Annotated in this window: 9 protein-coding genes (1 of these 9 cut by a window edge); 6 read left to right on the forward strand and 3 right to left on the reverse strand. The window is 68.5% G+C overall.

What is annotated here, in order from left to right:
* Positions 1-18041: the 3' portion of a beta strand repeat-containing protein gene (locus ACYVI5_RS00200; RefSeq protein WP_460578484.1), read on the forward strand. The gene continues 20125 nt to the left of window position 1, outside the view; only the last 18041 of its 38166 coding nucleotides appear in the window; its start codon lies off the left edge, out of view; its stop codon occupies positions 18039-18041.
* The gene (locus tag ACYVI5_RS00205; RefSeq protein WP_460578485.1) at positions 18038-19390 is read left to right on the forward strand and encodes a right-handed parallel beta-helix repeat-containing protein; all 1353 of its coding nucleotides are present in this window, start codon (positions 18038-18040) and stop codon (positions 19388-19390) included. The genes ACYVI5_RS00200 and ACYVI5_RS00205 overlap by 4 nt, the downstream gene beginning before the upstream one ends.
* 69 nt (positions 19391-19459) lie before the next feature.
* Here the strand turns inward: ACYVI5_RS00205 and ACYVI5_RS00210 are convergent, their stop codons facing one another.
* Complete coding sequence (locus tag ACYVI5_RS00210; RefSeq protein WP_460578486.1) at positions 19460-20134, reverse strand: class I SAM-dependent methyltransferase; 675 nt, start codon at positions 20132-20134, stop codon at positions 19460-19462.
* A gap of 120 nt (positions 20135-20254) precedes the next feature.
* Positions 20255-21382, reverse strand: coding sequence for a lactonase family protein (locus ACYVI5_RS00215; protein WP_460578487.1), 1128 nt, complete (start codon positions 21380-21382; stop codon positions 20255-20257).
* Positions 21383-21534: 152 nt separating this feature from the next.
* On the opposite strand from ACYVI5_RS00215, the gene ACYVI5_RS00220 reads away from it, so the two are divergent.
* The 4 genes from ACYVI5_RS00220 (at position 21535) to dinB (ending at position 25585) form a co-directional block, all read left to right on the forward strand.
* Positions 21535-22230, forward strand: a complete 696-nt coding sequence (locus ACYVI5_RS00220; protein WP_460578488.1) for a response regulator transcription factor — start codon at positions 21535-21537, stop codon at positions 22228-22230.
* 2 nt (positions 22231-22232) lie between these two features.
* Positions 22233-23390, forward strand: a complete 1158-nt coding sequence (locus tag ACYVI5_RS00225) for a sensor histidine kinase (protein ID WP_460533510.1) — start codon at positions 22233-22235, stop codon at positions 23388-23390.
* Positions 23387-24319: a ketopantoate reductase family protein gene (locus ACYVI5_RS00230; RefSeq protein WP_460578489.1), complete on the forward strand. Its 933-nt coding sequence runs from the start codon at positions 23387-23389 to the stop codon at positions 24317-24319. Before ACYVI5_RS00225 ends, ACYVI5_RS00230 begins: the two co-directional genes overlap by 4 nt.
* A 69-nt stretch (positions 24320-24388) precedes the next feature.
* The gene (gene dinB / locus ACYVI5_RS00235; protein ID WP_460578490.1) at positions 24389-25585 is read left to right on the forward strand and encodes a DNA polymerase IV; all 1197 of its coding nucleotides are present in this window, start codon (positions 24389-24391) and stop codon (positions 25583-25585) included.
* Positions 25586-25654: 69 nt separating this feature from the next.
* Here the strand turns inward: dinB and ACYVI5_RS00240 are convergent, their stop codons facing one another.
* Positions 25655-26518 (reverse strand): zinc-ribbon domain-containing protein, encoded by an 864-nt coding sequence (locus tag ACYVI5_RS00240; RefSeq protein WP_460578491.1) that lies wholly within the window; start codon positions 26516-26518, stop codon positions 25655-25657.
* Positions 26519-26578 lie beyond the last annotated feature (60 nt).

Raw genomic sequence — 26578 nt, forward strand, 5'->3', positions numbered from 1 at the left:
TCGACACGATGACGATCAAGCTCGGCAGCTTCCTGACCCTGTCGGCGACGGGATTCGTGCTGAACACGGGCGCCGCGGCCGACCAGCCTCTCGTGTCGTTCCAGTCGGTCGGCGCGAAGGTCACGGTCGGCCCGCTCGCGCTCACCGGTACGGCGACGAACTTCGAGTTCCTGGGCGACGGCACCTTCAAGACCCTGAAGGGCTTCGGCATCACGATCTCGGTCGGCTCGGCGACGGGCGGCTCGTTCCAATGGCCGAGTTGGCTACCGATTCACATCGACTCGATCGGCGTCAGCTTCCCCGACGGCATCAGCGACCCGGGCGACTTCGAGCTGATCCTGTCAGCGAGCGTCACCGGCCTCAACGGCTTGTCCGGCCTCGACTTCTCGGGTTCGATCCAGGGCATCCACATCGACCCCGAACTGCTGCTGCAAGGGCAGAACCCGATCACCCAGATCGACTCGCTCGGCGTGACCGTGTCGGGGAACCTGTTCGGCGGTGAGATCAATGCCGGCCTGGTCGGTGGCATCGAGCGGCTCGACGCGAACGGCAACATCATCCAGCCGACCGACGAGACCACCACGGTCGCGCAGAGAGTGTTCTACCTCGGCCTGCAGGGCGGCTTCTCGATCGCAGGCATGAGCGGGTTCACCATTCGCATCGGCCTCTCGCAGCTCGGCCCGCTTCAGGTGTACCTCGACATCGAAGTGCCCGGCGGGGTGCTGCTCGTTCCGCAGATCGGCCTCGTGATGAACGACTTCTCGGCGGGCGTCCAGTTCTTCTCGACCCTGCCGAGCGAGGACGACCCGACCGCGCTGCGCAACGTGCAGATCGGCGCGCCCACGAACCAGAGCGCCGACACCTGGCTCGCGACCCTGCAGCAGCAGGTCGCGGCCCAGGCCAAGCAGATCGCGAAGAACCCGTCGATGGGCGGATTCCTCGCCGCCTTCACCGCGCCGATGACCATCACCGGCTCCGCGACGATCTACTCGCTGTTCACGTCCCAGGCCGTCTTCAACGGGCAGGTGAACATCGCCATCTCGACCGACGGCAAGTTCCTCATCCAGGGCAAGCTGAACTTCGCAGACAACGCGCTGTCGCTCTCCGGCCGGCTGTACGCCGACCTGTCCGATGTACAAGACGGCAAGGTCGTCATCCTGTTCCTCGCCGACATCCCCGACCAGGTGCGCATCCTCACCATCGACGGCAAGCTCGACATGGGATTCCGCGACTCGAGTGGGCAGGAGGTGACGTTCGACGTGCCGGGCGGCGGCTCTGCCACGCCGGGCGCCGCGACGCCGCCGACCGCTGACATCACGGACCCGGTCGGCACGAACGGCAGCATCGACCAGGGGCAGCTGAACACGACGGATGCCGGCGGCTCGCACTACATCGACGTGAGCTTCCACGCTCCGGCGGGTGCCGAAATCGACTGGGCGACGCTGCTCGGCGAGCAGTCCGGGTCGAACGCCGTCCCGCTCACCCTGATGGTCGGCGGTGCGAAGGCCGGCTCCGGCACGAAGATCACGCTCGCCGGCGGTGTTCCGGTGATCTCGGTGACGACGGATTCCGGTGTGCGGTACTTCGCGCTGCACGTCGGCGGCACCGTCATGGTCGCGTGCAATTCCGCCGGCGACCCGGCGGCATCCGGCATGTGCCCCGACCGGCAAGTGACCTACGTCGATGCGAACGGCAACACGGTGGTCGTCTTCGACTCGCTGATGCTCGTGAACAGCACGGTCACGGCAGCCGACGCCGCCGGGCTCGACGACGACACCCTGCTGGCCGACGCGATGGCGATGTCCGGTGTGACGACTCTGCGCTACACCTTCGACCTCCCGAACACGCTTCCCGACGGAATCCCCGTCGGCGTCGCAAGCCTCGAGCTGCCGTCCAACTACTTCGCGAACCTCACGTCAGGAAGCATCACCGGCGCGGCGAACGCCGACCTCACGCTCTCGTTCACGGTCACGGGCGCGACCGTGACGCTCGCCGACCCGGGCGACGGCGCCAGCATCGACGTGAATGCGCTGAACGACCGCGACTACGTCGACGTCACCTACGCACAGGGCAAGGACGCCTCGGGCGGTGTCGTGCAGGTCGACCCCGCGTCGATCACGGATGCCGCACCCGAGTTCACGCTGAGCGGACCGGGAGCCGGCACCATGGTTCCCGACTCCTCCCGGGCGCCGGTGCTGATCGGCACGAACGCGGATGGCTCGCTCATCTACCGCTACTTCCTCACCGGCCAATGGGGGAGCGGCGACGTGACCCTGACCTTCCTCCCCGGCTCGTGGTCCTTCGACTTCGCGCCGACGCCGGCGCCGACGCTCACCGTCACGGCCAGCGGCTCCTCCACCATCACGCTCACCCTGTCGGCGTCGAACCTCCCCGCCGGATTCGTGCTCGACGCCTCGACGCTGCCGCAACTCGGTGCGCTGTTCCAGGACGCCGACCCGAACACGGCCGGCATCCAGCTCGCGATTCCGGCCACCGGGGCCACCGGATTCGACTCGAACGGCAAAGCCCTGGCGGCGAGCGACTGGCGGGTCACCATCGACCCGTCCGGCCAGCCGTTGCTGCCCGACGCGAGCGGCACCTACTCGATTCCGGTGATCGTCACGTACATCGGTGCACAGACGGCAGGCACCGCAGCTCCCACCTTCGGCCCGTCGAGCGATCCGACCAAGGCCGGGAGCCTCACGGTGCAGCCCCAGTACGCCGCCGGGGTGGATGCCGGCGCTTCCGACGCCAACGGTGCAGACGCGCCGTCGCCGGAGACGTTCGCAGAGAACGGAACGACCGACAAGAACAACTTCCTGATCGTCGACGTCGACAACCTGCCCGGCGGTCTCGACATCACCGGAAGCGGCGCCCCGTCATGGGCGACGCTCGGGGGTGCTGGCGCGGCCGGCGTCTCGATCAGCCAGGTCGTCGGGCTCGGCGGCGACCAGTACATGTTCGTACTGGCGGGTGCATTCGCCCCCGGCCCGGTCACGCTCACCATCGACCTGAGCACCGTGATCACGAGCGGCGCACGCGCTCCGCCTGCGGGCTTCACCAGCACCCTCGGCTTCACCGTCACCGGCACCTCCGGCGACATCGTGAACACGTCCGCGACGGACGCGAACGGCAACCCGACCACCGCCTCCCTCAACAACGGCTCTGTCGGCATCGGCTTCATCAACGGCCAGGGCTACCTCGAGATCGACTACCACCCGACCGACGGTTTCGACATCGACCCCGCCACCATCGACGGCAACGAGTTCACCCTCACCGGCCCATCCGGCGCCGTCGTCGCGCTCGGCAGCCCGGTGCGCGAGCCGGGCACCGACATCTGGCGCTACGCGCTCGAATCCGATCTCACCCCCGGCCTCTACACGCTGTCCTTCGCAGCCGGCGGCTTCCGCGACCTGTCCGGAATCGCCGACCTGGCACAGAGCGAGACCTTCACGGTCGCACAGACCATCAGCGCCATCGCCGACCCGTCGAACGGGCAGCAGCTGTCTTCCCTCGACTTCAACGGACGCAGCTGGGTCGACGTCACCTTCCCGAACGCCGATCCGACGACCATCCTCGACAGCCCAGCCGAGTTCACGCTCGCGATGCCGGACAAGCCGAACAGTGCCATCCAGCTCGTGGGCGCCCCCGTGCTGGTCCCCGGCACGACCGACACCTACCGGTACTTCTTCACCGGCTGGCTGCTGGACAACAAGGGCAACCCCGAGAAGCTCACCCTCACGCTCCTGCCCAACAGCTGGGCCGACATGAGCGGCGACACCGACGGCGACCCGAACGCAGCGGCCGACATCACCGCGAACGGCCACGCGACGAACAAGGCGACGGTCGAGACGCCGTTCACGGATGCCGTGAGCTCGGGCGACTGGACGACTCTTTACGCCCGCGCATGGTTCGACATGAACTACACGCCGGCGACCGGCAGCGTCGACGCGGCATCCGTCAACGGCGACGAGCTCGCGCCGATCGCCGGGCTCACACCCGACACCGTCCCGGTCGTCCAGGTCGGCCCGGACGAGTTCCGGTACATGTTCACGGGCAACCTCGCGGCAGGACCGGTGACGGTCGGCGTCGTCGCCGGAACATGGAAGGACAGCGACGGCAACCTCGGCACGGCGGGCAGCTCGAGCTTCACGCTGCTCCAGCCGGCCCAGTCGTTCTTCATCGACATCTCCGGTGAGCTGCTGCTGCAGCTGCCCGGTGTCAGCGACCCGATCGTCGACCTCACCGCAAACGTCACCCTCGAGGTCGACACCACCCGCGACGTGTTCACGCTCACCTTCGACGGCGAGCTCAGCGTCATCGGCCTCGGTACCGTCGGGGCGACGAGCGGCGAGTTCGTGCTCGACCTCGGCGACACCACGACCTCCACTCCCGGCCTGTGGGGTGTCGCGGCGCTGCAGACGAACTTCTCCGGCCTGCAGAAGTACGGCATCGACCTCGACGTGACCGGTGTACTCGCGATCAACACGACCGGAGTCGAGAAGGACGAGACGATCACGCTGAAGGGCATCGGCCAGAACGGCACGGATGTCACGAAGACGTACAACCTGCAAGGCGGCAGCTTCGATCTGCAGCTCTCGGGCGTGCTGGCGGTCACCGCGCCGGGAACGACGACGCAGCTCCTCGACCTCGACGGAGCCATCGACATCCACCTGCAGACCCAGGGAAGCTTCGAGCTCGACATCTTCGCGCAGGGCGACCTGTCGTTCGGCATCGGCGCCGCGCAGGTGCACTACGGCAGCGTCTCGGCGCTGCTCGTGGTCGAAAGCGACGGCGTCGCCGGGCGGGTATCCGTCGGTGCGGGCGGCGACATCGGGCTCGACGGGATCACCGGGCTCAGCGCGAGCGGATCCGTCACCGTGTGGTTCAACACGACCATGCACGACGTGGTGTTCACCGTCCCCGACTCGTTCGCCGCGACACTCGGCGCGAACGACCCAGGCACGATCACGATCTTCGGCGCGGCGCCTGGGCTCGACGGCAAGCGCGATCCCAACGCCCCAGCGGGCGGCGCGGTGTACGTCAAGGCGATCGTCAACGCGACGCTGAACATCGGCAACGGGGCGCTGACGCTCATCGGCACCATCGGAATCACCGCGAGCGTCGACGGCTCGGGCAACGCCGTGCTGCAGCTCGACGGGAACGTCGGAGCGACTCTGCCCGTGTTCGGCTCGGTCACTGGTGAGATCGCTCTCGCGCTGTACATCGACACGCAGAACCCTCTCGACTCCGGCGTCGTGGGCCGCGTGCAGCTCACGCTCGGCAGCGCGATCCCCGATCTCTCGTTCACCGGCCAGCTGCTCGTCGAGATCAACACGCTCTCCACCGACAAGACGGTGCAGACCTTCGCCGTGCAGGAGACGAACGGGGTCTTCGGCGGCTTCGTGCTCGACGCACAGGGCAACCCGGTGGTGCAAGACGAGACCATCGCCGCAGACAGCCTCATGGTGCACCTGGCCGGCTCCGTGATCATCGGCACCACGCTCACCATCACAGGCAGCGCCACACTGAACCTCAGCGCCGCTCCTGGCAACTTCGGCTTCGACCTGGCAGTGACCGGGAAGGCGGCCCTGAACCCGCTCGGCGACGTCGCGATCACGGGTCACTTCATGGCGAGCAGCGCGGGCGTCGTCGCCTTCGCCAACGTGACCGTGAGCTTGGGCGTCGGCAGTGACTTCACGATCGCCGGAAGCGCGACATTCGCCCTGAACACGACCGGGTCGACCGTCCAGTTCGACGTGAACGGCACCCCGACGTCGGTACCGGTCGGCTTCGAGCTCAGCGTCACCGCGACCGTCGACATCTTCGGAGTCATCCAGGGCAGCGGCATGGTCTTCATCGAGGCCGGCCCCGGCGGGTTCGAGATGACCCTGCAGATCGCCTTCAGTATCGGCGGCCTGTCATTCTCGGCCGACGGCGCTGTCGGAATCTTCAGCAACGGCATCGTGCTGAGCCTGGCAGTGACGGCGACTGCAGACGCCGCCATCTTCTCGATCAGCGCATCCGGCACGCTGGCGATCAACACGACCGGCGCCGCCGTCACGTTCAACAATGGCGGCACGAGCCCGATCACGGTGCAGAGCGGCTTCATGCTGTCGCTGACCGGCACCCTGTCGATCCTCAAGATCTTCAACCTCGACGCCGGCTTCAGCATCACGGTCACGAACAACGACGGCCAGGAGTACTGGAGCCTGTCGGCGAACGCGTCGCTCGACTTCTTCGGTATCGCGTCGCTCTCCGGCAGCATCAGCCTCGATTCCCTGGGCAACTTCGACCTCGAGCTCTCGGGCCGGCTCGTGCTCGGCAGCTCCGACTACGGGATCGTCGGCGACTTCCACGTGCAGGTGACCTCACAGCACTACACGCTCAACGGAAGCGACGAGTACCGCTTCTTCCTCAGCATCGGCGGGGATGCCTCGGTGCGGGCCTTCGGCATCAGCCTCGCCGGAATCAGCGTCGACGCATCGTTCTCGCTCGACACGGGTGACGCCAACGACAACGGCGAGGTGCCGATCGTGCTGAGCGTGCACGTCGAGGTGCACTTCCTCTTCTTCAGCATCGGCGGCACCGTGAGGATCCAGCTCGGTGTGCTGCAGCTCCCGCCGCCCGTGTACCTGGCGTCGGACGGCACCTCCGGCAACCGCACATGGGACAGCACCGATTCGACCCCCCGCGAGCTCATCCTGAACGTCGGCAGCCTCGCTGCGGCGCGCAACATCGGCACCGGCTCTCCGGACGAGACCTACAACATCACGCAGATCGGCGGCGGTCCAGGCGACGCCACGATCCAGATCACCGCGTACGGCCGCACCCAGGTCTACAAGCACGTCAGCGGCATCAAGGGCGACTTCGGCGACGGCAACGACCAGCTCTACGTCAACCCGTCCGTCACGGTGCCGCTCACCATCACCCTCGGCGGCACGGAGGCCGCAGGCTCCGACGCGGCGAACAACGACAGCAACATCGTCGACGATGCCGGCGTCGCGGCCAGCGGCACCACGACCATCGACGGAGGCCCCGGAATCGACCTCATCACGGTGGTGGGCGACGCGACCGTGACCGGCGGGGCCGGCGACGATGTTCTGCAGCACGTCGGCAGCGGGACCGCAAAGCTCGACGGCGGCGCCGGGAACGACATCCTGATCGGCAGCAGCGACACCGACACGCTGATCGGCGGCGCCGGGGACGACAGCTTCGAAGGGCTCGCAGGGTCGTACGAGGGCGACGCGGGCGACGACCTGTTCGCCATCGACGAGACGGCGCCGCACTCGGTGACCGTGGACGGGGGCGACGGCAGCGACACTCTGCAGGCCGTCTTCGGCGCGACGAACGACACGATCGACGTGTCCACGCCCAGCGCGAACACCCTCGACATCGGAGCCGGCTCGAGCTCGCAGACGCTCACGAACGTCGAGACCGTCACGATCGGTGCGGGTGCAGGGGCCGACACGATCACGGTGGGCGACCTCACCGGCTCAGGGCTGTCGACGCTGAACCTCGACCTCGGCGCCGTGTCGCCGGCATCCGACGGGTCGGCCGACAAGGTCACCGTCGAGGGCAGCCAGACCGTCGCCACACGGGCGACCGTGTCGACCGTGCCCGCGTTCACCACAGTGCCGAACCCGAGCGCACCGATCCCGGTCACCGCCACGGACGTATCGCTCCAGCCCGTCGCCGGAGGGACGGGATACTCGGTCGTCATCGCCCACGGCGTTCGGGCAGAAGGCGACGCGCTCACCGTCGAGACCTTCGGCGGCGACGACATCATCGACGCATCGGGTGAGACGGCCGACCAGCTCGCACTGACGCTCGAATCCGGTGACGGGAACGACCGGGTCATCGGCTCGCCCTTCAACGACGTGATCGACAGCGGTCTCGGAAACGACACCGTCACGGGTGGCGCCGGCACCGACACCTTCACGGATGCCGGTGGGGACGACACCCTGATCGAGACCTTCGACAGCGACTTCGAGCTGACCGACAACCTTCTCGTGATCGGCACCGCGACCACAACGAGCTCCGCCGGCAACCCGACCACCGCGACGTTCTCGTCAGCCACCGTCGAGAACCTCGGCGGCATCTTCGAGAACGCGGTGCTCACCGGCGGGGCCGGAGACAACACCTTCTTCGTGGGCAACGCAACGGGCGCGCTCGTCGCGAACGGCCGGAGATTCCAGGTGGTCGGCTGGACGGGTGCCGCGACGCTCGACGGTCTCGGCGGCGACGATCAGTTCGTCATCTCGACCCTCGACTCCGCCGGGTCCAGCGACTCGATCGACGGCGGCGCCGGAACGAACAGCCTCGAGGTCGACGGCACGAGCCTGCGCGAGGACGTCGCCATCGGAACCGATGCGAGCGGCACCGACCAGATCGTCTCCACCGAGTGGGACCCGGACCGCAACCCGGCATCGACCACGATCGACCACACCGGCATCCAGTCGGTCACCATCAACACGGGTGCCGGAGCAGACCGCGTGTTCGTGAACTCGATCGACGTCGTCCACACCATCAATGCGGGCGACGGCAACGACGAGATCGCCGTCGGCAGCCTCGCGGCGCCCGCCGACGACGCCACAGGCGCCCCGACGCTGATCGCCAACACGGGCGGCGTGCTCACCGGCATCCAGGCCCTGCTGTCTATCGACGGCGGCATCGGAATCGACGCGCTCAGCTTCGATGACTCCGGCGACACCGTCGGTCGTACCGGCACGCTGACCTCGACGCAGTTGAGGGGCTTGGGGATGTCCGCCGCCGGCGCCGACTACCTGGACTTCGAGTCGCTGGGCATCACCGAAGGCTCGGGAGACGACACCTTCACCATCGAGAGCACGCACAACGGCGCATCCCGCACCACCGATCTCAACGCCGGCCCCGGCAACGACACGGTCGACATCGAGACCGTCAGCGGACCCACCTCCGTCGAGCTCGGCGCCGGCGACGACACGGCGACCGTCTCGGGCACCGACGCGACGCTGAACGGCATCGGCTCGTTCCTCACGATCGACGCGGGCACAGGCAGTGACACGCTCGACGTCATCGACACCGGCGCGACCACCGACCGTATCGGCACGGTCACGGACGACTCGATCTCCGGCCTCGGCACCAACCTGAACGGCTCGCACGCGCGGCCCAGCCTGGTGCAGACCGTCACCGTCGCGGGTGCCTTCGGTGGCCGGTTCACCATCACCGTCGACGTCGCCGGCGTGAACGGCGCGACCACAGAGGCGACCACGGCCGAGATCGACTACAACGCCTCGGCACTCACGGTGCAGAACGCGCTCGCCGCCGTGCTCGGCGCCGGCAACGTCCTCGTCACCGGTGAGGGCGGCGTCTGGGTGATCACCTACGCCGGGGCGCTCGCGGGTGACTCCGGATGGGCGGATCCGATCGTCGGCGTGCAGTCCTCGGCGCTGCACCCGCTCACCGCGTCGGCCGCGCCCGGCGCACAGCCGCTCGCTACCGGCTTCGCCGAGGGGAGCGACGGGCTCATCGACTACACGGCGTTCGAGAGCTTCGCACTCTCCCTCGGCTCGGGAGACGACGCCCTCGACGTCGAGGACACCATTGCCGGCACCACCACGATCGACACCGGCGCCGGCGATGACCGCGTCGATGTGGAGGCCATCGGAGGCACCACGAGCGTGAGCGGCGGGACCGGCGACGACTGGCTGGTCACGAACGGCATCGCCGACCCCGACGGCACACCCAACCCCTTCGCCGGCAACACGCTGACCCTGAACGGCGACAGCGGCTCCGACAACTTCCTCGTCAACCTGTTCGGCAACGGCGACTCGTTGATCGACGTGGTCGACAGCAACAGCGACGGCGGCGTGAACAACCTCATCGTGAACGGCTCCGACCTCGGCGACACGTTCCTGCTGCGCCGGAACCTCGTCGCGTTGCTCTCCGCCCCGCAGGCCGGCACCGGCGCCTTCACCGCGGCCGAAGAGGTCGAGTACCCCGGCGCACTCGGCGGCAGCGTCGTCGTCAACGGCGGCAGCGGCAACGACTTCTTCGCCCTCGACGACACCTCCGCGGCGGTGACGATCAACGGCGGCGCCGGCGATGACACGTTCGACGTCGGCCAGCTGTACACGAACTACGTTCCGACCGCCATGTTCGGCATCCCGCCGGCCGACTTCGCGGCGACAACGCGCGGCGACCTCAGCAACGGCATCTCCTTCGCCGCCACGATCAACGGCGACGACGGCGACGACACCTTCAACGTCTTCCACAACCTCGCCGTGCTCGCCCTCAACGGCGACGACGGCGACGACACCTTCATCATCGAGAGCTTCGCCCTTCAGTCGCAGACGAGCGAGGTCAACGCGGGCGCTGGCAGTGACCTGATCGCCTACGCGATGAACGCGCCCGTCGCGGTCGACGGCGGCGACGGATTCGACACAGTGATCGTGATCGGCACCGAGTTCGGCGACCAGTACGTCATCACGAACAACGCGGTGTACGGCGCCGGGCGGTACATCACCTACACGAACGTCGAGGACCTGAAGATCGAGGGCCTGCAGGGCAACGACACCTTCTACGTGCTCTCCACGAACCCCGGCGTCGACACCCAGATCTTCGGCGGAGACGGCAGCGACACCGTCCAGGTCGGCGGCAACGCCCAGCCGGTCGAATCCAACGACGGCCTCGGCCACACCGGGCTGATCGACTCGTCGGCCGTCGAGACGACATCCGGGCTGACGGATGCCTGGAAGAACGTCTCGGTCGACGGTGTCGCCGCCGAGATCGTCGACGCCGACTCGCCCGCGATCGTGATCGCACCCGCCGACGGATCTCCGGAACTCACCGTGAACGAGGCCACGCCGGGGGTGACGGAGCAGCTCACCGTACGGCCGACGCTAGCGCCGGACGCCGAGGTCTCTGTGACCATCTCCGCCCCGATCGAAAGCGACGACCCCAGCGTCTCGACCACGGTCGAGCTGTCGGCCGACGGCATCCACTGGGGCACGAGTGCGACGCTCTTCTTCGCGGCGGGCTCGACGGCCGGGCAGACGCTGTTCGTCCGAGCCGCGTTCGACCTGCTCCCCGAGGGCACGCAGGCGGCGGCACTGCAGGTCGCGGTGAACTCGACGAGGGCCGACGGCACCCCGGGCTCCTACAACGGCATCGAAGTCAACGACGTTGCGGTCAGAGTGATCGACGCCCAGGAGCCAGCGGTCGTCGTCACACCGGACCCCAACGGCAACACGGTCGTCGAGACGACCGACCCCGGCGCGGCCACGACCGCGAACGACGAGATCTCGACCTTCACGGTGCAGCTGCCTCGCGGTGCCGTGATCAGCGGCGCGGTGACCGTCGTCGTGACGGCACCCGAAGGGCTGCAGCTCCGGGTGGGGAACTCCGGCGCCTGGGCATCCTCCGTCACGCTCACCTTCACCGGTTCAGACGCGACCGCGCCGATCGAGCTCGAGGTGCTGGCGCCCGCCGACGGCGTCGTCGAGGGCCAGCACATCCTCGACATCACGGCGACGGTGGTGGTCTCCGCGAACGGCGCCGACGCCATCACCGGTACGGTGGCCGGCACGACGGGCCGCGATGACGAGTTCACCTTCGCGGGCACTCCGGTCGACGGTGGGCTCGTCGGGTACACGGTCGTCATGACCTCCGGCGCCGGTGCTGGACAGGTGCGCTCCGTGCTCGCCGTCGCGGTCGAGACCGTCGACGGCGCGACCATCAACGTGATCACGGTCGACACCCCGTTCGACACCCTGCCGGTCGCAGGTGACGCCTTCGAGATCTTCGGCTACCAGGCACCGGCCACCGCGCCGGCAGGCGTCCTCACCGTCACCGCAGTGACGCAGTCCGACCCGGGTGACGGCTTCGGTGAGATCGACACCCTCACGGTGACCGGCGCGACGCTCACGCCCGGCGCGCTGGTCGGCGCCACCCTGCGCATCGTCGGCAGGACCGGCTCGACGTTCGTGCGCACGATCGCCTCGAACACCGCGAACGAGATCACTCTCACCGACGCGTGGGGTGCCGCGCTGTTCACGCTCGGCTCGACCCAGGTCGTCGTCACCGACGTCCCTGGCGTCACGGTCGCCTCCGTCCCGGTCCTCGTGTACGACACCGACACACCCGACGTGGTCGTGACCCAGACGAACGGCTCGACCCGCCTGGTCGAAGGCGCCACAGGCGACGAATACGGCGCGACCGACTCGATCGGGGTGCGTCTGACACAGGCCCCGGCCGACGGTGGCACGGTGACCGTGACGCTGACCGCTACGGCGACACGGAGCCTCGACCTCACGCCGGGCTCGACCCAGTGCGGCCTCGGCCAGAGCATCTGCGACGGCATCCAGCTGCAGTTCATCGCCGACCCCGCCAACGCGGCCTTCGAGACGGTCAGCGCGGACGGGTTCTCGATCTCGCTCACGTTCACCGCCGCGAACTGGAACGTGGTGCAGAACATCACGGTGCGTGCACTCGACGACGGCGTCGTCAACGGCGGCGATCTGCAGGAGTTCCCGCACCTGCCGGAGCGGGCGATGGGCGTGCAGGGTCCGCTCAGCGTGAACGGCGGCGACGACCCCGATCCGTTCGATGTGCCCGACCTCGACTCCTACCTTCCCGTGCTGCTGCCCGGCGAGTCCTCCGGCCACCCGCTGCCGGCCACGGCCCCGAGCACTGACGAGATCGAGTCCGGTCAGGTCGACACGCTCACGGTTGACGACGCCGACAGCCCGGCGAACGACCCGGCCGACGTGCTGGGCATCGACCCGCTCACCGGTCTCGACAACCTCTCCGGCCTCGGCATGGACGCCGGCGTCACGATCGACGGCATGCGCTTCTTCGGCGGCATCGACTACACCGGCCTCGAAGACCTGCGGATCGACCTCGGCTCCGGCGCCGACAGATTCACCATCGATACGACGCACGACGGCACCACCGAGATCGACGGCGGCGCAGGCGACGACACCTTCAACGTCGTCTCGCTCTCCGGCCACACCCTCATCGACGGCGGCGCAGGCGACGACACGTTCGACGTCGACACGGCGAGCCACCTCCTCACGATGCTCTCCGCGCTGCTCGCTCTCGACGGCGGTTCCGGGAACGACACCGCGGTGATCGACGACAGCGCAGAGACGAGCGCAGTGGATGCCACGCTGACGCAGACCTCGCTCACCACCTCCGACGTGACTGCTCGCACATCGCCGGATGAGCTCGGCCGCCCGCTCGACCGGATCTACTCGGTCACGCCGCCCGCCGACGGCTCGGCGTACACGCTCATGCTCAACGCCACCATCGGCGGCATCACCACCGGCATCGGCGCGGTCACCGTCGTCGCGGGCGAGTCGGCGGCTGCCCTGCAGCTCGCCCTGCAGCTCCTGCTCTTCCCGCAGACCGCCGGAGACGACCCCGGCGTGTCCGAGCTGTGCGGCAGCGGCACGCCGCCCACGACCGCGTGTGCACCGAGCGTGTACGTGTGGCAGCTCGGCGGCGAGTTCCTGATCGGATTCCGCGGCGAGGTGAACGCGGACCCCGCGAACCCCGTCACCATCGGCCTCTCCGCGATCGGCAGCGCCGCCACCCTCACCGAAACCACGGCCGCGTTCTCGACAGCGCGGCAGCACGGTGTCGAATTCGCCGGCCTGGAGACGATGGATGTCTCGCTCGGCAGCGGCGACGACGTGCTGAACGTACAGGGCACGTCTGCGCAGACCAACGTCTCGCTCAGCGCAGGCGACGACAGCGTGTTCGTCTCCTCGCTCGCGAACGAGCCCCTCGGTGCGCACCCCCAGTTCCTGGCCGGCGAGCTCGACGGCATCCTCGGCACCCTCAACCTCGACTTCGGCACAGGCGACGCGAACAGCCTGCTGATCAGCGATGAGGCGAGCGTGGCGGGCGACGCGAATGTGCTGATGACGGATTCCGTCGCAGAAGCGTCCGCGCGTGACGCCGCCGTGACCGCGGGCGAGGGCTTCCTCGGCGGGGCGCCGGAGATCTCCCTCGTCGGCCTCGCGACGGGCTCGATCACGTGGCGCGCGGCAGCCGACGGGCGACTCGACCCGGGCATCCGCATCTGGTCCGGATCCGGCGCGGACTCCTTCGCCGTCGACGGCACCTTCTACCGCGCGGGCACGCGTCAGACCACGTGGCTGAACACCGGCCTCGGTGACGACAACGTGACGACCGGGCTGACAGACGGACAGGACGGATTCTTCATTCTCGACACCCAGGGGCCGGACAACAACGAACTGCCGCTGCCCACTTCGCTCGCGACGGGCGACGGGGCGCTGATCCCGGCATCCACCGTCTCGGTCACCGTCGACGGGAAGCCACTCGACCTCAGCCGCTTCGTCGTGCACGGCGAGCTCGACACCGTCGGGCTGTTCGACTCGCTGCAGCCGGGCGACACCGTCGACGTCACCCTCACGACGGAGCTCGTGACGCAGGGCTTCGAGTCCGGCATGCAGCAGGTGAGCCTTCAGCCGGGCGACTCGGCGCGCGTGTTCGTGAACGGCGTCGAGCTGTGCGGGCCAGAGACGCAAGTCTGCTCGGTCGTGGGCGGAGTCCTGAGCTTCGACCCCGGGTCGGCTCACGACCTGGGACGCGCCGACCCCGCAACCGGCGAGCCTGCCGACCTCACGGCCGACGACGGCCCCTCCTACGTCGTCGTCGATGTCACCCGCACGACCGCGGTGCCCGAGTTCACGGTCCCGGCATCCGGCCCCATCGCCGACCCGGCGCTGAGTGATGACGACACGGTCGACGCGAGTGCCTCGACCTTGCCGCTCGTGATCTTCGGCGGCCAGGGCGACGACCGCATCACGGCGGGCCAGGGCGACGACCTGGTGTTCGGCGACCGGGGCCTGGTGCTCTGGTTCGAGCAGGGCGCCGTACCGCAGCTCCCGCTCGGCGACACGGCCCTGACCCCTGACCAGCTCATCGCACTCGAAGCGGCCGCGGTCGCGGTCAGCGGAAACGGCGGCACCGGCGACTTCACGGATGCTCAGGACCACCTGGTCGGCGTCGCCGTCACGACAGCACCCACGGTCGGCGGGAACGACACCGTCTCCACGGGAGCCGGCGACGACCTGGTGTTCGGCGGCGACGGCGCCGACACCGTGAATGCCGGCGACGGACAGAACATCGTGCTCGGCGACAACGGCCGATACTCCGCGAACAACAGCTCGACGGCCACCTGGGGCACCCTGCCCATCTCGGCCGGCATCCTCACCACGACCGACCCTGCAGACGGCGGGAACGACACCATCACATCGGGCTCCGGCACCGACGTGATCCTCGGCGGTGCCGGCGATGACACCATCGCGAGCGGCGCGGGCGACGACGTCGTCGTCGGCGACCACGCGAGCCTCACCTTCGGCGCCGAATCAGGCGCACTCGAGCTGCTCAAGGTCGCCGTCATCGACGACACCATCGGCGGAGCCGACACCGTGCACGCCGGCGCGGGCGACGACATCGTCATCGGCGGCACCGGTGGCGACCGGCTCGACGGAGGCGAGGGCAGCGACCTCGTCTTCGGCGACAACGTCACCATCGACCGCACGACGAACTTCGGCGACTTCGCAAGCCTGCGTTTCCAGACGCTCGACGGCACCACCATCTACGACCCGACGACCGGCGCCGTCGACCTTCCGCCGACGGCAGGAGCGACCCCGGAGAACCAGCCGGGCGGCAGTGCGTGGTGGGCCGACTTCGTCATCGCCTTCCAAGACGACGACCTCCTCGCACAGCAGACCGACCAGACCGCGTACGGCAGCGACTACATCGCCGGCGGTGGCGGCGACGACGTGATCTTCGGCGAGCTCGGCGATGACACGATCCAGGGCGACGGAAGCATCGACACAGCCGACGGGACCGACGCGGTCGGGCCGTGCACGGCGGCGCAGAAGGCGAGCACGGATGTCATCGCCTCCCGTTCCGCGGCCGGCCTGTGCGTCATCCCCTCGGTCGTCACCGCCGACGACGGCAACGACTACATCGAGGGCGGCGGGGGCAACGACACGATCTTCGGCGACGGCGGCGACGACGACATCATCGGTGGCTCGAGCGACTTCTTCGGCCGCACCACCATGGAAGAGCGCCCCGACGGGAACGACCTGATCTTCGGCAGCACGGGCGCCGACACGGGATACAGCGACAACACGCCGGGAACCGCCAGCGACTCCGACGTCATCGTCGGCGATAACGGCGACATCGTGCGCCTGGTGGATGCGAATGACGCCCTGCTGCACTTCACCTACGACAGCGGGCTCGTGCCCCGCGCCGTCGTACTGCTCGACTACACGCCGGGCGGCCCCGACCTCGTGCCGACGGACTTCCCGGGCTTCACCCCGGCGGATGCCGCGACTGCAGGCACCGGGACTGTCGACGTCTGGGGCGCAGACGAGATCCACGGCGGGGCGGGAGACGACACCATCTACGCCGGCGGTGGCAACGACGTGGTGTACGGCGACGCGGGCGACGACGACATCATCGGCGGCTGGGGCGACGACTTCCTCGACGGCGGCACCGGCACCGATGGCATCCTCGGCGACGACGGCACCATCCTCACCAGCCGCAACGGCATGACCGAGCCGCTCATGGGCGTCACCTCCGCGAACACAGAGGTCACCATCGCGGACTCTGGCGACAAGATCCAGACCACCGTCCTGGCGACCGGGCAGCTGTTCAAGACCCTTCTGGAGCCGGCCGACGAACTGAACCTGACCACCGCGGATCCCACCGACCCGACCGTGACGATGCCCGCCCCGAAGGTCGAGAACGACGTGATCTTCGGCGGCGACGGCAATGACTTCCTGCACGGTGGCGCCGGCAGCGACGCGATCAGCGGCGCCGAGGCCCTGCCCACCTCGTGGGCGCCCGGGCTCGACGGCACGCTCGTCGAGGTGGATTGGAACCACCCGTTCAACGACGGAACCCTGCTGGGCTTCAACTCCACGACGGATGAGTTCACGCTCTACGACCCGAACGACCCGCGGACGAGGATCACCCTGAACGCCGACGGCACCCTGAACCGCACGGGCGACGAGACCTACCTCTTCTTCCTCGACAACGATGCGAGCCAAGGTCCGCTCGTTCCCTCGTGCACCGCAGCGGACAAGAAGGGCAACTGCACGCAGACCTCCGAGACCGCCAGCGACGGCAACGACGTGATCTTCGGCGACCTCGGCAACGACTGGATCGTCGGCGGCACGGGCAACGACATGCTGTTCGGCGGTACGGGCGACGACCTCCTCAACGCCGACGACAACCTCGCCACCGACGGCTTCGCCAACGACAAGCCCGACACCGATTCGACCTACGAGGACATCGCCTTCGGCGGCGCCGGATACGACGTGCTGATCGCCAACACGAGCGGCGACAGCCTGATCGACTGGAGCGGCGAGCTGAACACCTTCCTCGTCCCGTTCTCGCCGAACGGGCAGCCGACGATCAGCCGCAACCACTCCCCGTCGCTGCAGTCGCTCCTGACGCTGCTCGGCATCGTCGAGGGCGCCGATCCGCTGCTGACCGTTTCGGCGGGTGAGCTGGGTCTCGTCACCTCCGACCAGACCGGTGGGCCGACCGATCCGCAGCCCGTCGGGCACATCGAAGGCGGGCCGATCGACCAGGCTCCGCTGCCCGCCACCTACGACCCGAGCGCGCCGACCGAGACCGTCTCGGGCAGCACGACCCCCGTCACGCCCACCGCGGGCACGGTCGCTACGACGTCGGGTAGCGGGACGACCGGGAACAACGGCAAGGGAAAGGGTGGCGGTGCCGGCGCCACGTCGACCAGCAGCGCCACGGCCAACGCGATCGCCGAGGCCGGCAGCAGTCGCAACGGCAACGGGAAGAAGTCGGGTGCCGTCACCATCTCCACTCTGCTGGCGAGCGTACGGGGCTACGCCACAAGCGGGCAGCGGCAGGATCCCTCATCGCCGCTGCTGCTGCTACTACTTCTCCCGCTGCTGCTCCTCGTCGCCGCATCCACGGCCCGCTTCTCGAGGCGTCGGCGCAGGCAGGCACGCCTTAGATTGAACACATGACGCACTGGCACCCTGTACGGCTGATCGCGGCGTTGTGCGCCGCGATCGTGCTGTCCGGGTGCAGTGCCGGTGCACCGTCGAGAACGGGCGCCCCGAGCGGGTCCGCGTCGGCCGTTCTCGGCTGCACTGCAGCGAGCACCGAGCTCGTGGCATCCGTTCAGCAATACGTCACCGCCTACGGCTCCGCGCTCGCCTCGCCGAACCCGTCGTCCTCGTCACCCTCGTCGCCTCCTGCCAGCGGGCGGGGTGCCGCATCGTCGACGAACGGCGCGCGCCTGCAGGCGGCCGTCGGTGCAGCGCAGAGAAGCGTCGCGGCGGGCAAGTGCAGCCTTACCGACTTCCGGGCCCGGCTCGACAAGGGGCTCCGCGGAGTCACCGCGAACGGGCCCATCGCGCAGGCGGTGCTCCTCAAACTCACGGCCTCGCTCGACGGAACCGCTCGCACGCAGGCCCAGACGGTCGACGTGCCCGCCGGAGCGGACTTGCGCACAGTGGTCGCCGGGCTCGCCCCCGGCTCGACGATGCAGCTGGCCGCAGGAAGATACCGACTCAGTGACACGCTCGTCCTACTCGACGCGGTCAGCATCGTCGGTGCGGGCATCGGGGCGACCACGATCGACACCACCGCCGGCGGTGCCGGTGTCGTCGACCTCACCGACGGCCGTGTCGAGTTCCGAAGCCTCGCCGTCGTGCACAGCGGAGCATCCTCAGGGGACGTGATCATCGGCGGTCCGACATCGTCGCTCGAGCTCACCCAGGTGCGCGTGAGCGGGGCCGCTGCAAAGGGCGGCGCCGCCGCGAGCGCCGGGTCGCCGGCCCCCGCACCGCCCGCCGGGAGCTCCGACGGCATCGGTGTTTTGATGTCCTCGAGCGAGGGCGCCGGAACTCATGGCACGACCCTTGAGATGACGGACTCGACAGTGGACGGCAACGAGGGGGGAGGCATCATCCTCTCGGTCGGACAGGCGGCGAGCTTGCGCCGTCTCACCATCACCTCGAACGGAGGATGCGGGGTCTGCTTCTCGGGCAGCAGCACCGGCGCCGTTCGTGACAGTCACTTCAGCGACAACACGGTCGGCGTCGCCGCGCTCGATACGGCAGCGCCGGCCGTCACGAGTGACGTGTTCACAGGGGGCGAGTTCGCGATCCAGGCCGCGGGCTCGGCGACCCCGGATATCGAGGGTGCGACGATTTCCGGCGCGACCCGTGGGGCCATGATCTTCACCGACACCGCTACCGGAAAGGTGGACGGCTCCAGTTGCACGAGCGTGCCCTTCGGCATCGTCGTCGGCTCGAAGGCGCTGCCCTATCTCGGCACCAACTCGTGCCCTGTGGCGACCGGGCCCTGACCGGCTCGCGTCGTCCCGCACGGATGCGAGCTGGTGCGCCCAGCGGACAGCTGGCGCCCGCCGCCGTGGTTACGCGGGCTTCGTCCAGAGGATGGTATGCCGAAACGCGAGGTGATGGCGCATCACGGCTCCCGGCATGATCTTCACGACCGTCTTCTTCAGCTCGTCGAATGACATCGTCGGGTCTCGAACGGGAAAAGGCGCGGGCTTCGGGCTCCCGACGGCCAGCCACGGGTGCTTGACATAGCCGATCATGGGATTGGTCACCATGGACGCGAGGTCCCACAGATGGTCTACAGCGCTCACCGGCCGGGCAAGACCGACGGCGAGGAATCGCCCACCGGGAGCCAGAATGCGACGAACGTGGTGCAGTGCTGCGGCGATGTCGAGGTGATGAAGGACCGCGATCATGGTCACCGCGTCAACCGGCCCCGGAACGTCGGTCCATTCCCCGTCGCGGACCGTCACGTTGGACAGCCCGGTGCAGCGGGCCGTCGCCTGCTCTCGCATCCCGGCGTCGATGTCGTTCCCCTGCACAGTCACGAAGTAGGGAGACAAGGCCGCCAGAAGCTCGCCGCGACCGCAGCCGACATCGAGCGCTGCACGGCGCCGGGGAGGGAGATTCGCCAGGATCCAGGCGTGGAAGTGGTCGTTGTGACTCCACGGATGCCGTGCATTCAGTCGCGCCATGCCCGACGCGAACCGTCCGCCCGCGAAGGTCTGAGCCCATCGCCTCAATGCCATGGCTGACATTCTCACGCGAAACCCGGTGCAGTCGGCAGGCTCGGCGCCGGAACAATCGGATCGCGACAAGAGAACGGCCGGGGCTGACAGACGCGTCAGCCCCGGCCGTCGTTGCAGAACTCAGCCGGCGACGATTCCTTCACCGCCGATGCCGTTCGGCACGGTCACCGATCCGATCTCCTGCAGGATGCCGGTGCTCCCGACCTCGAATTCGTCGACGATTCCGGCAGCACCCGTCTGAACATACAGATAGTGGCCATCAGCGCTGACGGCGGCGTCGACGGTCCCCGCATCCGTACCGGTAACGCCGATCGAGCTGAGCGACCCGTCTTGGCCGATCTGGTAGCCGCTCAGAGTGCCGCTGCCCGCGTTGGACGCGTAGACGCGGTCTCCGTCGACGACGATCCAGCAGGTGGCCTTCTGCCCGGTGGTGAGCTCGGCATCCTTCGTCACGGTGCCATCGGGGTTGACGGTGAAGCTCGCGACGGCGCTCGGGCCGGCCTCGCTGGCGATCAGGCGACCGGTCGCGTCGAACTGGAAGCCGAACGGAACGTCGCCTGCGAAGGTGCTGACGACGGGTTGGAGCGAGGGGCCGAGGAGGCCGAGCGAGAAGACGTCGAAGGCGCTGGTGCCGCCCTTCGTGGAGATCACGAGCTTCGATCCATCCGGAGTGAAGGCGATCTGGGCAGGCGTGCTGGTGAACTCGGGTGTGGCGTTCGGGTCCAGGCCGAGATCGCGGTGCCATCCAGGCACGGCGATGAGGTTGCCACCGAGGTTGAGGTAGCCCTGGATGGAGCCGCCGCCGCGTGCGTTCAGCACATAGACCAGATGGCCGTATGCCGCGATCGAGACGGGTGCCTGGCCGTCGGAGTCGACCACCTGACGGCGGATCAGCTTGTCGCCGGCGACGGTGAAGGAGGTGACGGAGTTGCTGCCGCCGTTGACCGCGAACAGGCTCTGTCCGCTTCGTACCAGGGAGCTCTGCGAGGCGAGGTGATCGACGACCGACCCGTTCAGCGCCACGCCGTTGCCGCCGGTGTCATAGATCCCGGCCTGCCGCAGGGTCCCGTCGGCCAGGCGATCGTAGCTGACGATCTGGTTGCCCGAGAGTCCATCCGTCTGCACGAAGACGGTGCCGCCGGGAGGCGCTGGATGCTGCGCGGGCGTGGCGTTCGCGGCCGTGACACCGATGCCGACGAAGGCGGCCGTGGCGATGGTGGCGAGACCGAGTCGAGAGAGGGCTTTCATGTGTTTGCTCCTGAGAGATGGATGGCGTTCGGGGCAAGTGAACCAACGGCGGCGCCCGCATCCGGCAAAGATTTCGGATCTGTAAGCGAACATTTCGGAGCTGTAAGAATTGGCGGGCGCAGAGCACCGGCGCCCCGCTTACGCTCGAAGTCATGCAGACAGGCGCACGCGTGACGGTCGTGGAAGACGACCCAGCGGTGCGCACCGTTGTCGCCGATCATCTGCGCGCCGCCGGCTGCGAGGTTCAGCCGTTCGCCGACGGCCGGGAAGCCTGGCACCAGATCGAGAAGCGGATGCCCGACCTGCTGATCCTGGACCGGATGCTGCCGGGTCTCGACGGCGATGAGCTGTGCAGGCGCATCCGGCGGATCTCCGACGTTCCGATCATCATGCTCACCGCGCTCGACGGCGTGGAGCAACGGATCGATGGTCTCGAGCGCGGCGCTGACGACTACCTCGGCAAGCCTTTCTCGTTGCGGGAGCTGCAACTGCGGGTGAACGCACAGCTGCGGCGAAGCAGCACCGCGGCGCCGTTGACGTTCACGGCCGGCCGTTTCCGGGTCGACGCCGCGCACCGGCGTGTCTGGGCCGGCGAGCAGGAGATCGCTCTGACGACCCGCGAGTACGAGCTGTTCCTCTATCTGGTTCGCAACCCGGGTCGCGTGATCAGCCGTGAGGAGATCTTGCGCGAAGTCTGGCAATGGGATTTCGGTGACGCGTCGAACGTCACCGTGCACGTGCGACGGCTGCGGGAGAAGATCGAACCGGATGCCCGCATCCCGAGCTTCCTGCACACCGAGTGGGGCGCCGGTTACCGCTTCACGGTGGAGGAGGGGGCGCCGTGCTAGGCATGCCGCAACTCGCGCTCATCGCCGGCACCACGCTGGCTGCTACCGCGTTCGTGACCGGTGCGACGCTGCTCGCGCTCCGGCTCAGCCGACGTCGGAGCGTCGGTCTCCGTTCCGCGGTGATTCTCGCCGGAGCGCTGCTGTCGGTGATCGTCTCCACGCTTGCCGTGGCCGCCGAGATGTACCTTGCCGGCCACGATGTCGTCGTCTTGAGCTGGGTGATCGCGATCTCGGCCGCGCTCAGCATGGCTGCGACCTGGGTCATCACGGGACGCAGCGCACGGATCTCGGCCGCGGCGCTGATCGACGATACGCGACGCATCGGCGCCGGCGACGTGGTGGAGCCGGTGGCCACGGGATGGCGTGAGCTCGACGACGTCTCGGCCGAACTCGCCGAGACCTCGACCCGGCTCGCCGAGGCGCGCGCTCAGATCGCCGAACTGGATGCCGCGCGCAGGCAGTTCTTCGCCTGGATCTCCCATGACCTGCGCACGCCCCTCGCCGGTATGGGAGCGATGGCAGAAGCGCTCGAGGAGGGAACGGCACCGGACACTGCGGCGTACGTGAAGGTGATCCGTGCCAAGGTCGACACTCTCAACCAGATGGTCGGGGATCTCTTCGAGCTCTCCAGGCTTCAGACCGGCACCTTGGAGCTGCACCCTGAGCCCGTCGTCCTCCTCGACCTCGTCAGCGATGCCGTCGCCGACGTGCAGCCGATCGCCGTGGCGCGTGGCATCACTGTCGCGCAGGACGGCGTCGGCGGGCGAGTTCTCTGGGCCGACCCGAGGGAACTGACGCGCGCGATCGGGAACCTCCTGGCCAACAGCCTGCGGCACAGTCCGGACGACAGCACCGTGCTCATCCGTGCCGACGCACTCGATGACGACCAGCTCATCTTGAGCGTCATCGACCAGGGCCCCGGGGTTGCGGCGGAGAACCTCGGTCGTATGTTCGATGTCGGTTGGCGGGCGGATGCGGCGCGCACCCACGACTCGGAAGGTCGCACACCGGCCGGAGCGGGCCTCGGGCTGGCCATCGTGCGCGGAATCGTCGAGGCGCACGGCGGCACGGTCCAGGCTCAGCGCACCGATGCCGGGTTCCAGCTCGACCTGCTTCTGCCGACGACCAACCGCGCTGAGGCGAGAGGAGCAATCACGTGAAGATCGTCGTCGTGGGAGCCGGGGGAGTGGGCGGCTATTTCGGGGCTCAGCTCGCGGCCGGCGGGCAGGATGTCGTGTTCATCGCCAGAGGCGACCACCTGGCCGCCATGCGTGCCCATGGGCTCCGAGTCGAAAGCGAGCTCGCCCCGAGAGTTCTCACCGACGTTCGCGCGACCGACGATCTCGGCCAGGTCCACGATGCCGACCTGGTGCTCATCGCGGTCAAGCTCTGGGACACCGACGACATCGCTCAGCGCCTCGTGCCTCTTGCGGCGAGCGGTGCCGCCGTGATCTCTCTCCAGAACGGCGTGCAGAAAGATGAGACGCTCGGCCGGTACCTGCCGAGAGAAAGCATCCTCGGCGGCGCCTGTTACATCTCGGCGTCGATCGAGGCGCCCGGCGTGATCCGTCACACCGGAGCGCTCGCGCGGATCGTGTTCGGCGAATACGACGGGCGGCAGAGCCCTCGATCCGAACAGATCCTCGACGCCTTCCGCGGTGCCGGAATCGAGACCGAGCTGAGCCACGACATCACAAGCGTGCTGTGGCGCAAGTTCGTCTTCCTCGTCGGTCTCTCCACGGTGACAAGCGCCGCACGTCAGCCGATCGGCGTGCTTCGCGACAACCCGGATGCTCGTCAGGTGCTGTACGAGGTGCTCGCGGAGGCGACGGCGGTGGGAGGCGCCGCCGGAGCGAAGCTTCCAGGCGACTTCGCCGAGCAGCAGCTCGAGTTCTGCGACACCTTGCCGCCGCAGATGAGTTCGTCGATGCTCCACGATCTGCAGCATGGCCATCGGCTCGAGCTTCCCTGGCTTGCCGGCTCGGTCATCCGAATGGGAGCTGAATCAGGTGTGGAGACGCCGTACACAGCAGCGCTCGCCGGCGTACTGGCCCCGTACGCCGAAGGGGAGCGATCCGCTCCACGATGAGCTAGCCCTGGGAGATGTCAGCCGCGCGTGCGATGATTCGAACAAACCTACGAGCGCGAGGAGGCTGGCATGCGTGGCGAAGCAACCGTGCTGCACGCCGACCTGGACGCGTTCTACGCCTCCGTCGAGCAGCGCGATGCCCCGCAGCTGCGCGGACGGCCGGTCATCGTCGGTGGCGGAGTCGTGCTGGCGGCCAGCTACGAGGCGAAGGCGCGCGGCGTGCGCACCGCGATGGGCGGGCGTCAGGCGCGCGACCTGTGCCCGGATGCCGTCGTGGTGCCGCCGCGTATGGATGCCTATTCCGCAGCGAGCAAGGACGTGTTCGCGATCTTCCGTGACACGACGCCCCTTGTCGAGGGTCTCTCCATCGATGAGGCGTTCCTGGAGGTGGGCGGTCTTCGACGCATAGCCGGCACACCGGAGCAGATCGCGGTGCGCCTGCGGGAACGGGTTCGCTCCGAGGTGGGGCTCGCGATTTCGGTCGGGGTGGCGCGTACGAAGTTCCTTGCGAAGGTCGCCAGCGCGGTGAGCAAGCCCGACGGGCTCCTCGTTGTCCAACCCGATCGTGAGGAGGAATTCCTACTTCCGTTGCCGGTCGAGCGGTTGTGGGGAGTCGGCGCCGTCACGGCAGAGAAGCTGCACCGGCTCGGCGTTCACACCGTCGGCCAGCTGGCCGAGCTGGAAGAGGACACCGCTCGAAGGGCGCTGGGCAAGGCGGTCGGCGCGCACGTGCACGCGCTGGCCCGGTTGAGGGATCCGCGTCCGGTCGACACGACGCGGCACCGTGGGTCCATCGGATCGCAACGGGCGCTCGGCACGCGTCCTCGCACCGCCGAGGAACTCGGGCTCATCCTCACGCAGATCGTCGATCGGCTCGCTCGCCGGCTGCGCGACAAAGACCGGATGTGCCGTACCGTCGTGCTGCGTTTGCGTTACGGCGACTACGCGAAAGCCACCAGGTCGCGTACGCTCCGCTCGCCCACGGATCGCACCGCGGTGCTGCTCACGGTCGCGCAAGGCCTGCTCGCCGCGGCCCGGCCGGTGGTCGAGCAACGCGGCATCACCCTCATCGGCATCTCGTTGTCGCACCTCGGCTACGCCGACAGCATCCAACCGGAGCTGCCGATCGACTGGGGTGACGGATCCCGTCTCGACACGGTGGTCGACGCAGTGCGGGACCGCTTCGGAGCAACCTCGGTGTCCAGGGCCGCGCACCTCGGGCGCGATCCGGGCCTGTCCGCTCCGCTGCTGCCCGAACACGAGTAGCCCCCACGACCCGGGACCTCGCCTTCGGCGGGGCGACCTCAATGCGTCCGGCGGCGGGGTTCGGTCACGTCAACGCAGGTAGGCGTCGACGAACAGCGAACCGCGGATCGCGCGGAGTTCATCGATGATCCGCACGTAGGTGTTCTTAGTCAGACCCGATGCGATGATGTCGTGCGCTCCGAGCGCGGGAAGGCGACCGGTCCGCACGCGCACCACCTCCCATCCCGACGAGCGCACAGCGCGATCCTTGCGCTCGTCGACCTGCTGCCGCTTGCCGACGTGCTCGAGCCCGTGCCGGCCGGTGCTGTCGTACTCGAGCGCCACGCGCAGTTCGGGTAACAGGATGTCGGGCCACACCTCCACATGGTCGAAGAACGGTCGGGCGATGCGGATGGCGTTCAGGCCGGTCGTCAACGCAAGTCGCGCCTCGAGACCCGCACGCAACTCGGTTTCGACCGCCGACGCCGGTTTCGGGGCACAGTCGCTGGCAAACGGTGTTCCTGCAGGGAGCGCCGGCGTCTTGTCACAGATTCGACGGGCTGGCCGACGCGTTCGCGCAGACCGTGGCGACGGAGTCGGACTCCCGATCGGCGCATCCCGAACGACACTCAGTCGTGGATTCGCACGCGAGACCGCCAGCCGCGTGCACTCGGGGCACCACGCGGAACGCCGGCGCCGCTGCCCGGGCCGGTCGCGCTGCTCGCTGGGTGTCGCCACGAAGATGTGGCCGGCCTCGCACTGCCATTGCAGCAGCACCTCCGCCGCGGGAGGGATCTGGGACAAGGTGAATCCGCCGTTCAGATCCGGGTGGTACTGGCGGATCAACGCAGGAAAGGATGCCCACGCCTCCCGATATGTCCCGACGGGATACGGCACCTCCGTGCCGCGCGAGAACTGCCGCCTCGCCCACCACTGATCCACCGGTTCCGCCACACCACGCACCTTAAGCGCGGCCGGTGACAGCGCTCGCGTGCCCGGGTCGTTGTAAGGGCG

Source organism: Humibacter ginsengisoli (genome assembly GCF_054780095.1).

What these genes read in the sequence shown, in the direction of transcription:
- ACYVI5_RS00205 (WP_460578485.1), top strand. Translation starts at nt 18,038, where the DNA reads ATGACGCACTGGCACCCTGTACGGCTGATCGCGGCGTTGTGCGCCGCG.
- ACYVI5_RS00210 (WP_460578486.1), bottom strand. Translation starts at nt 20,134, where the DNA reads ATGGCATTGAGGCGATGGGCTCAGACCTTCGCGGGCGGACGGTTCGCG.
- ACYVI5_RS00215 (WP_460578487.1), bottom strand. Translation starts at nt 21,382, where the DNA reads ATGAAAGCCCTCTCTCGACTCGGTCTCGCCACCATCGCCACGGCCGCC.
- ACYVI5_RS00220 (WP_460578488.1), top strand. Translation starts at nt 21,535, where the DNA reads ATGCAGACAGGCGCACGCGTGACGGTCGTGGAAGACGACCCAGCGGTG.
- ACYVI5_RS00225 (WP_460533510.1), top strand. Translation starts at nt 22,233, where the DNA reads ATGCCGCAACTCGCGCTCATCGCCGGCACCACGCTGGCTGCTACCGCG.
- dinB (WP_460578490.1), top strand. Translation starts at nt 24,389, where the DNA reads ATGCGTGGCGAAGCAACCGTGCTGCACGCCGACCTGGACGCGTTCTAC.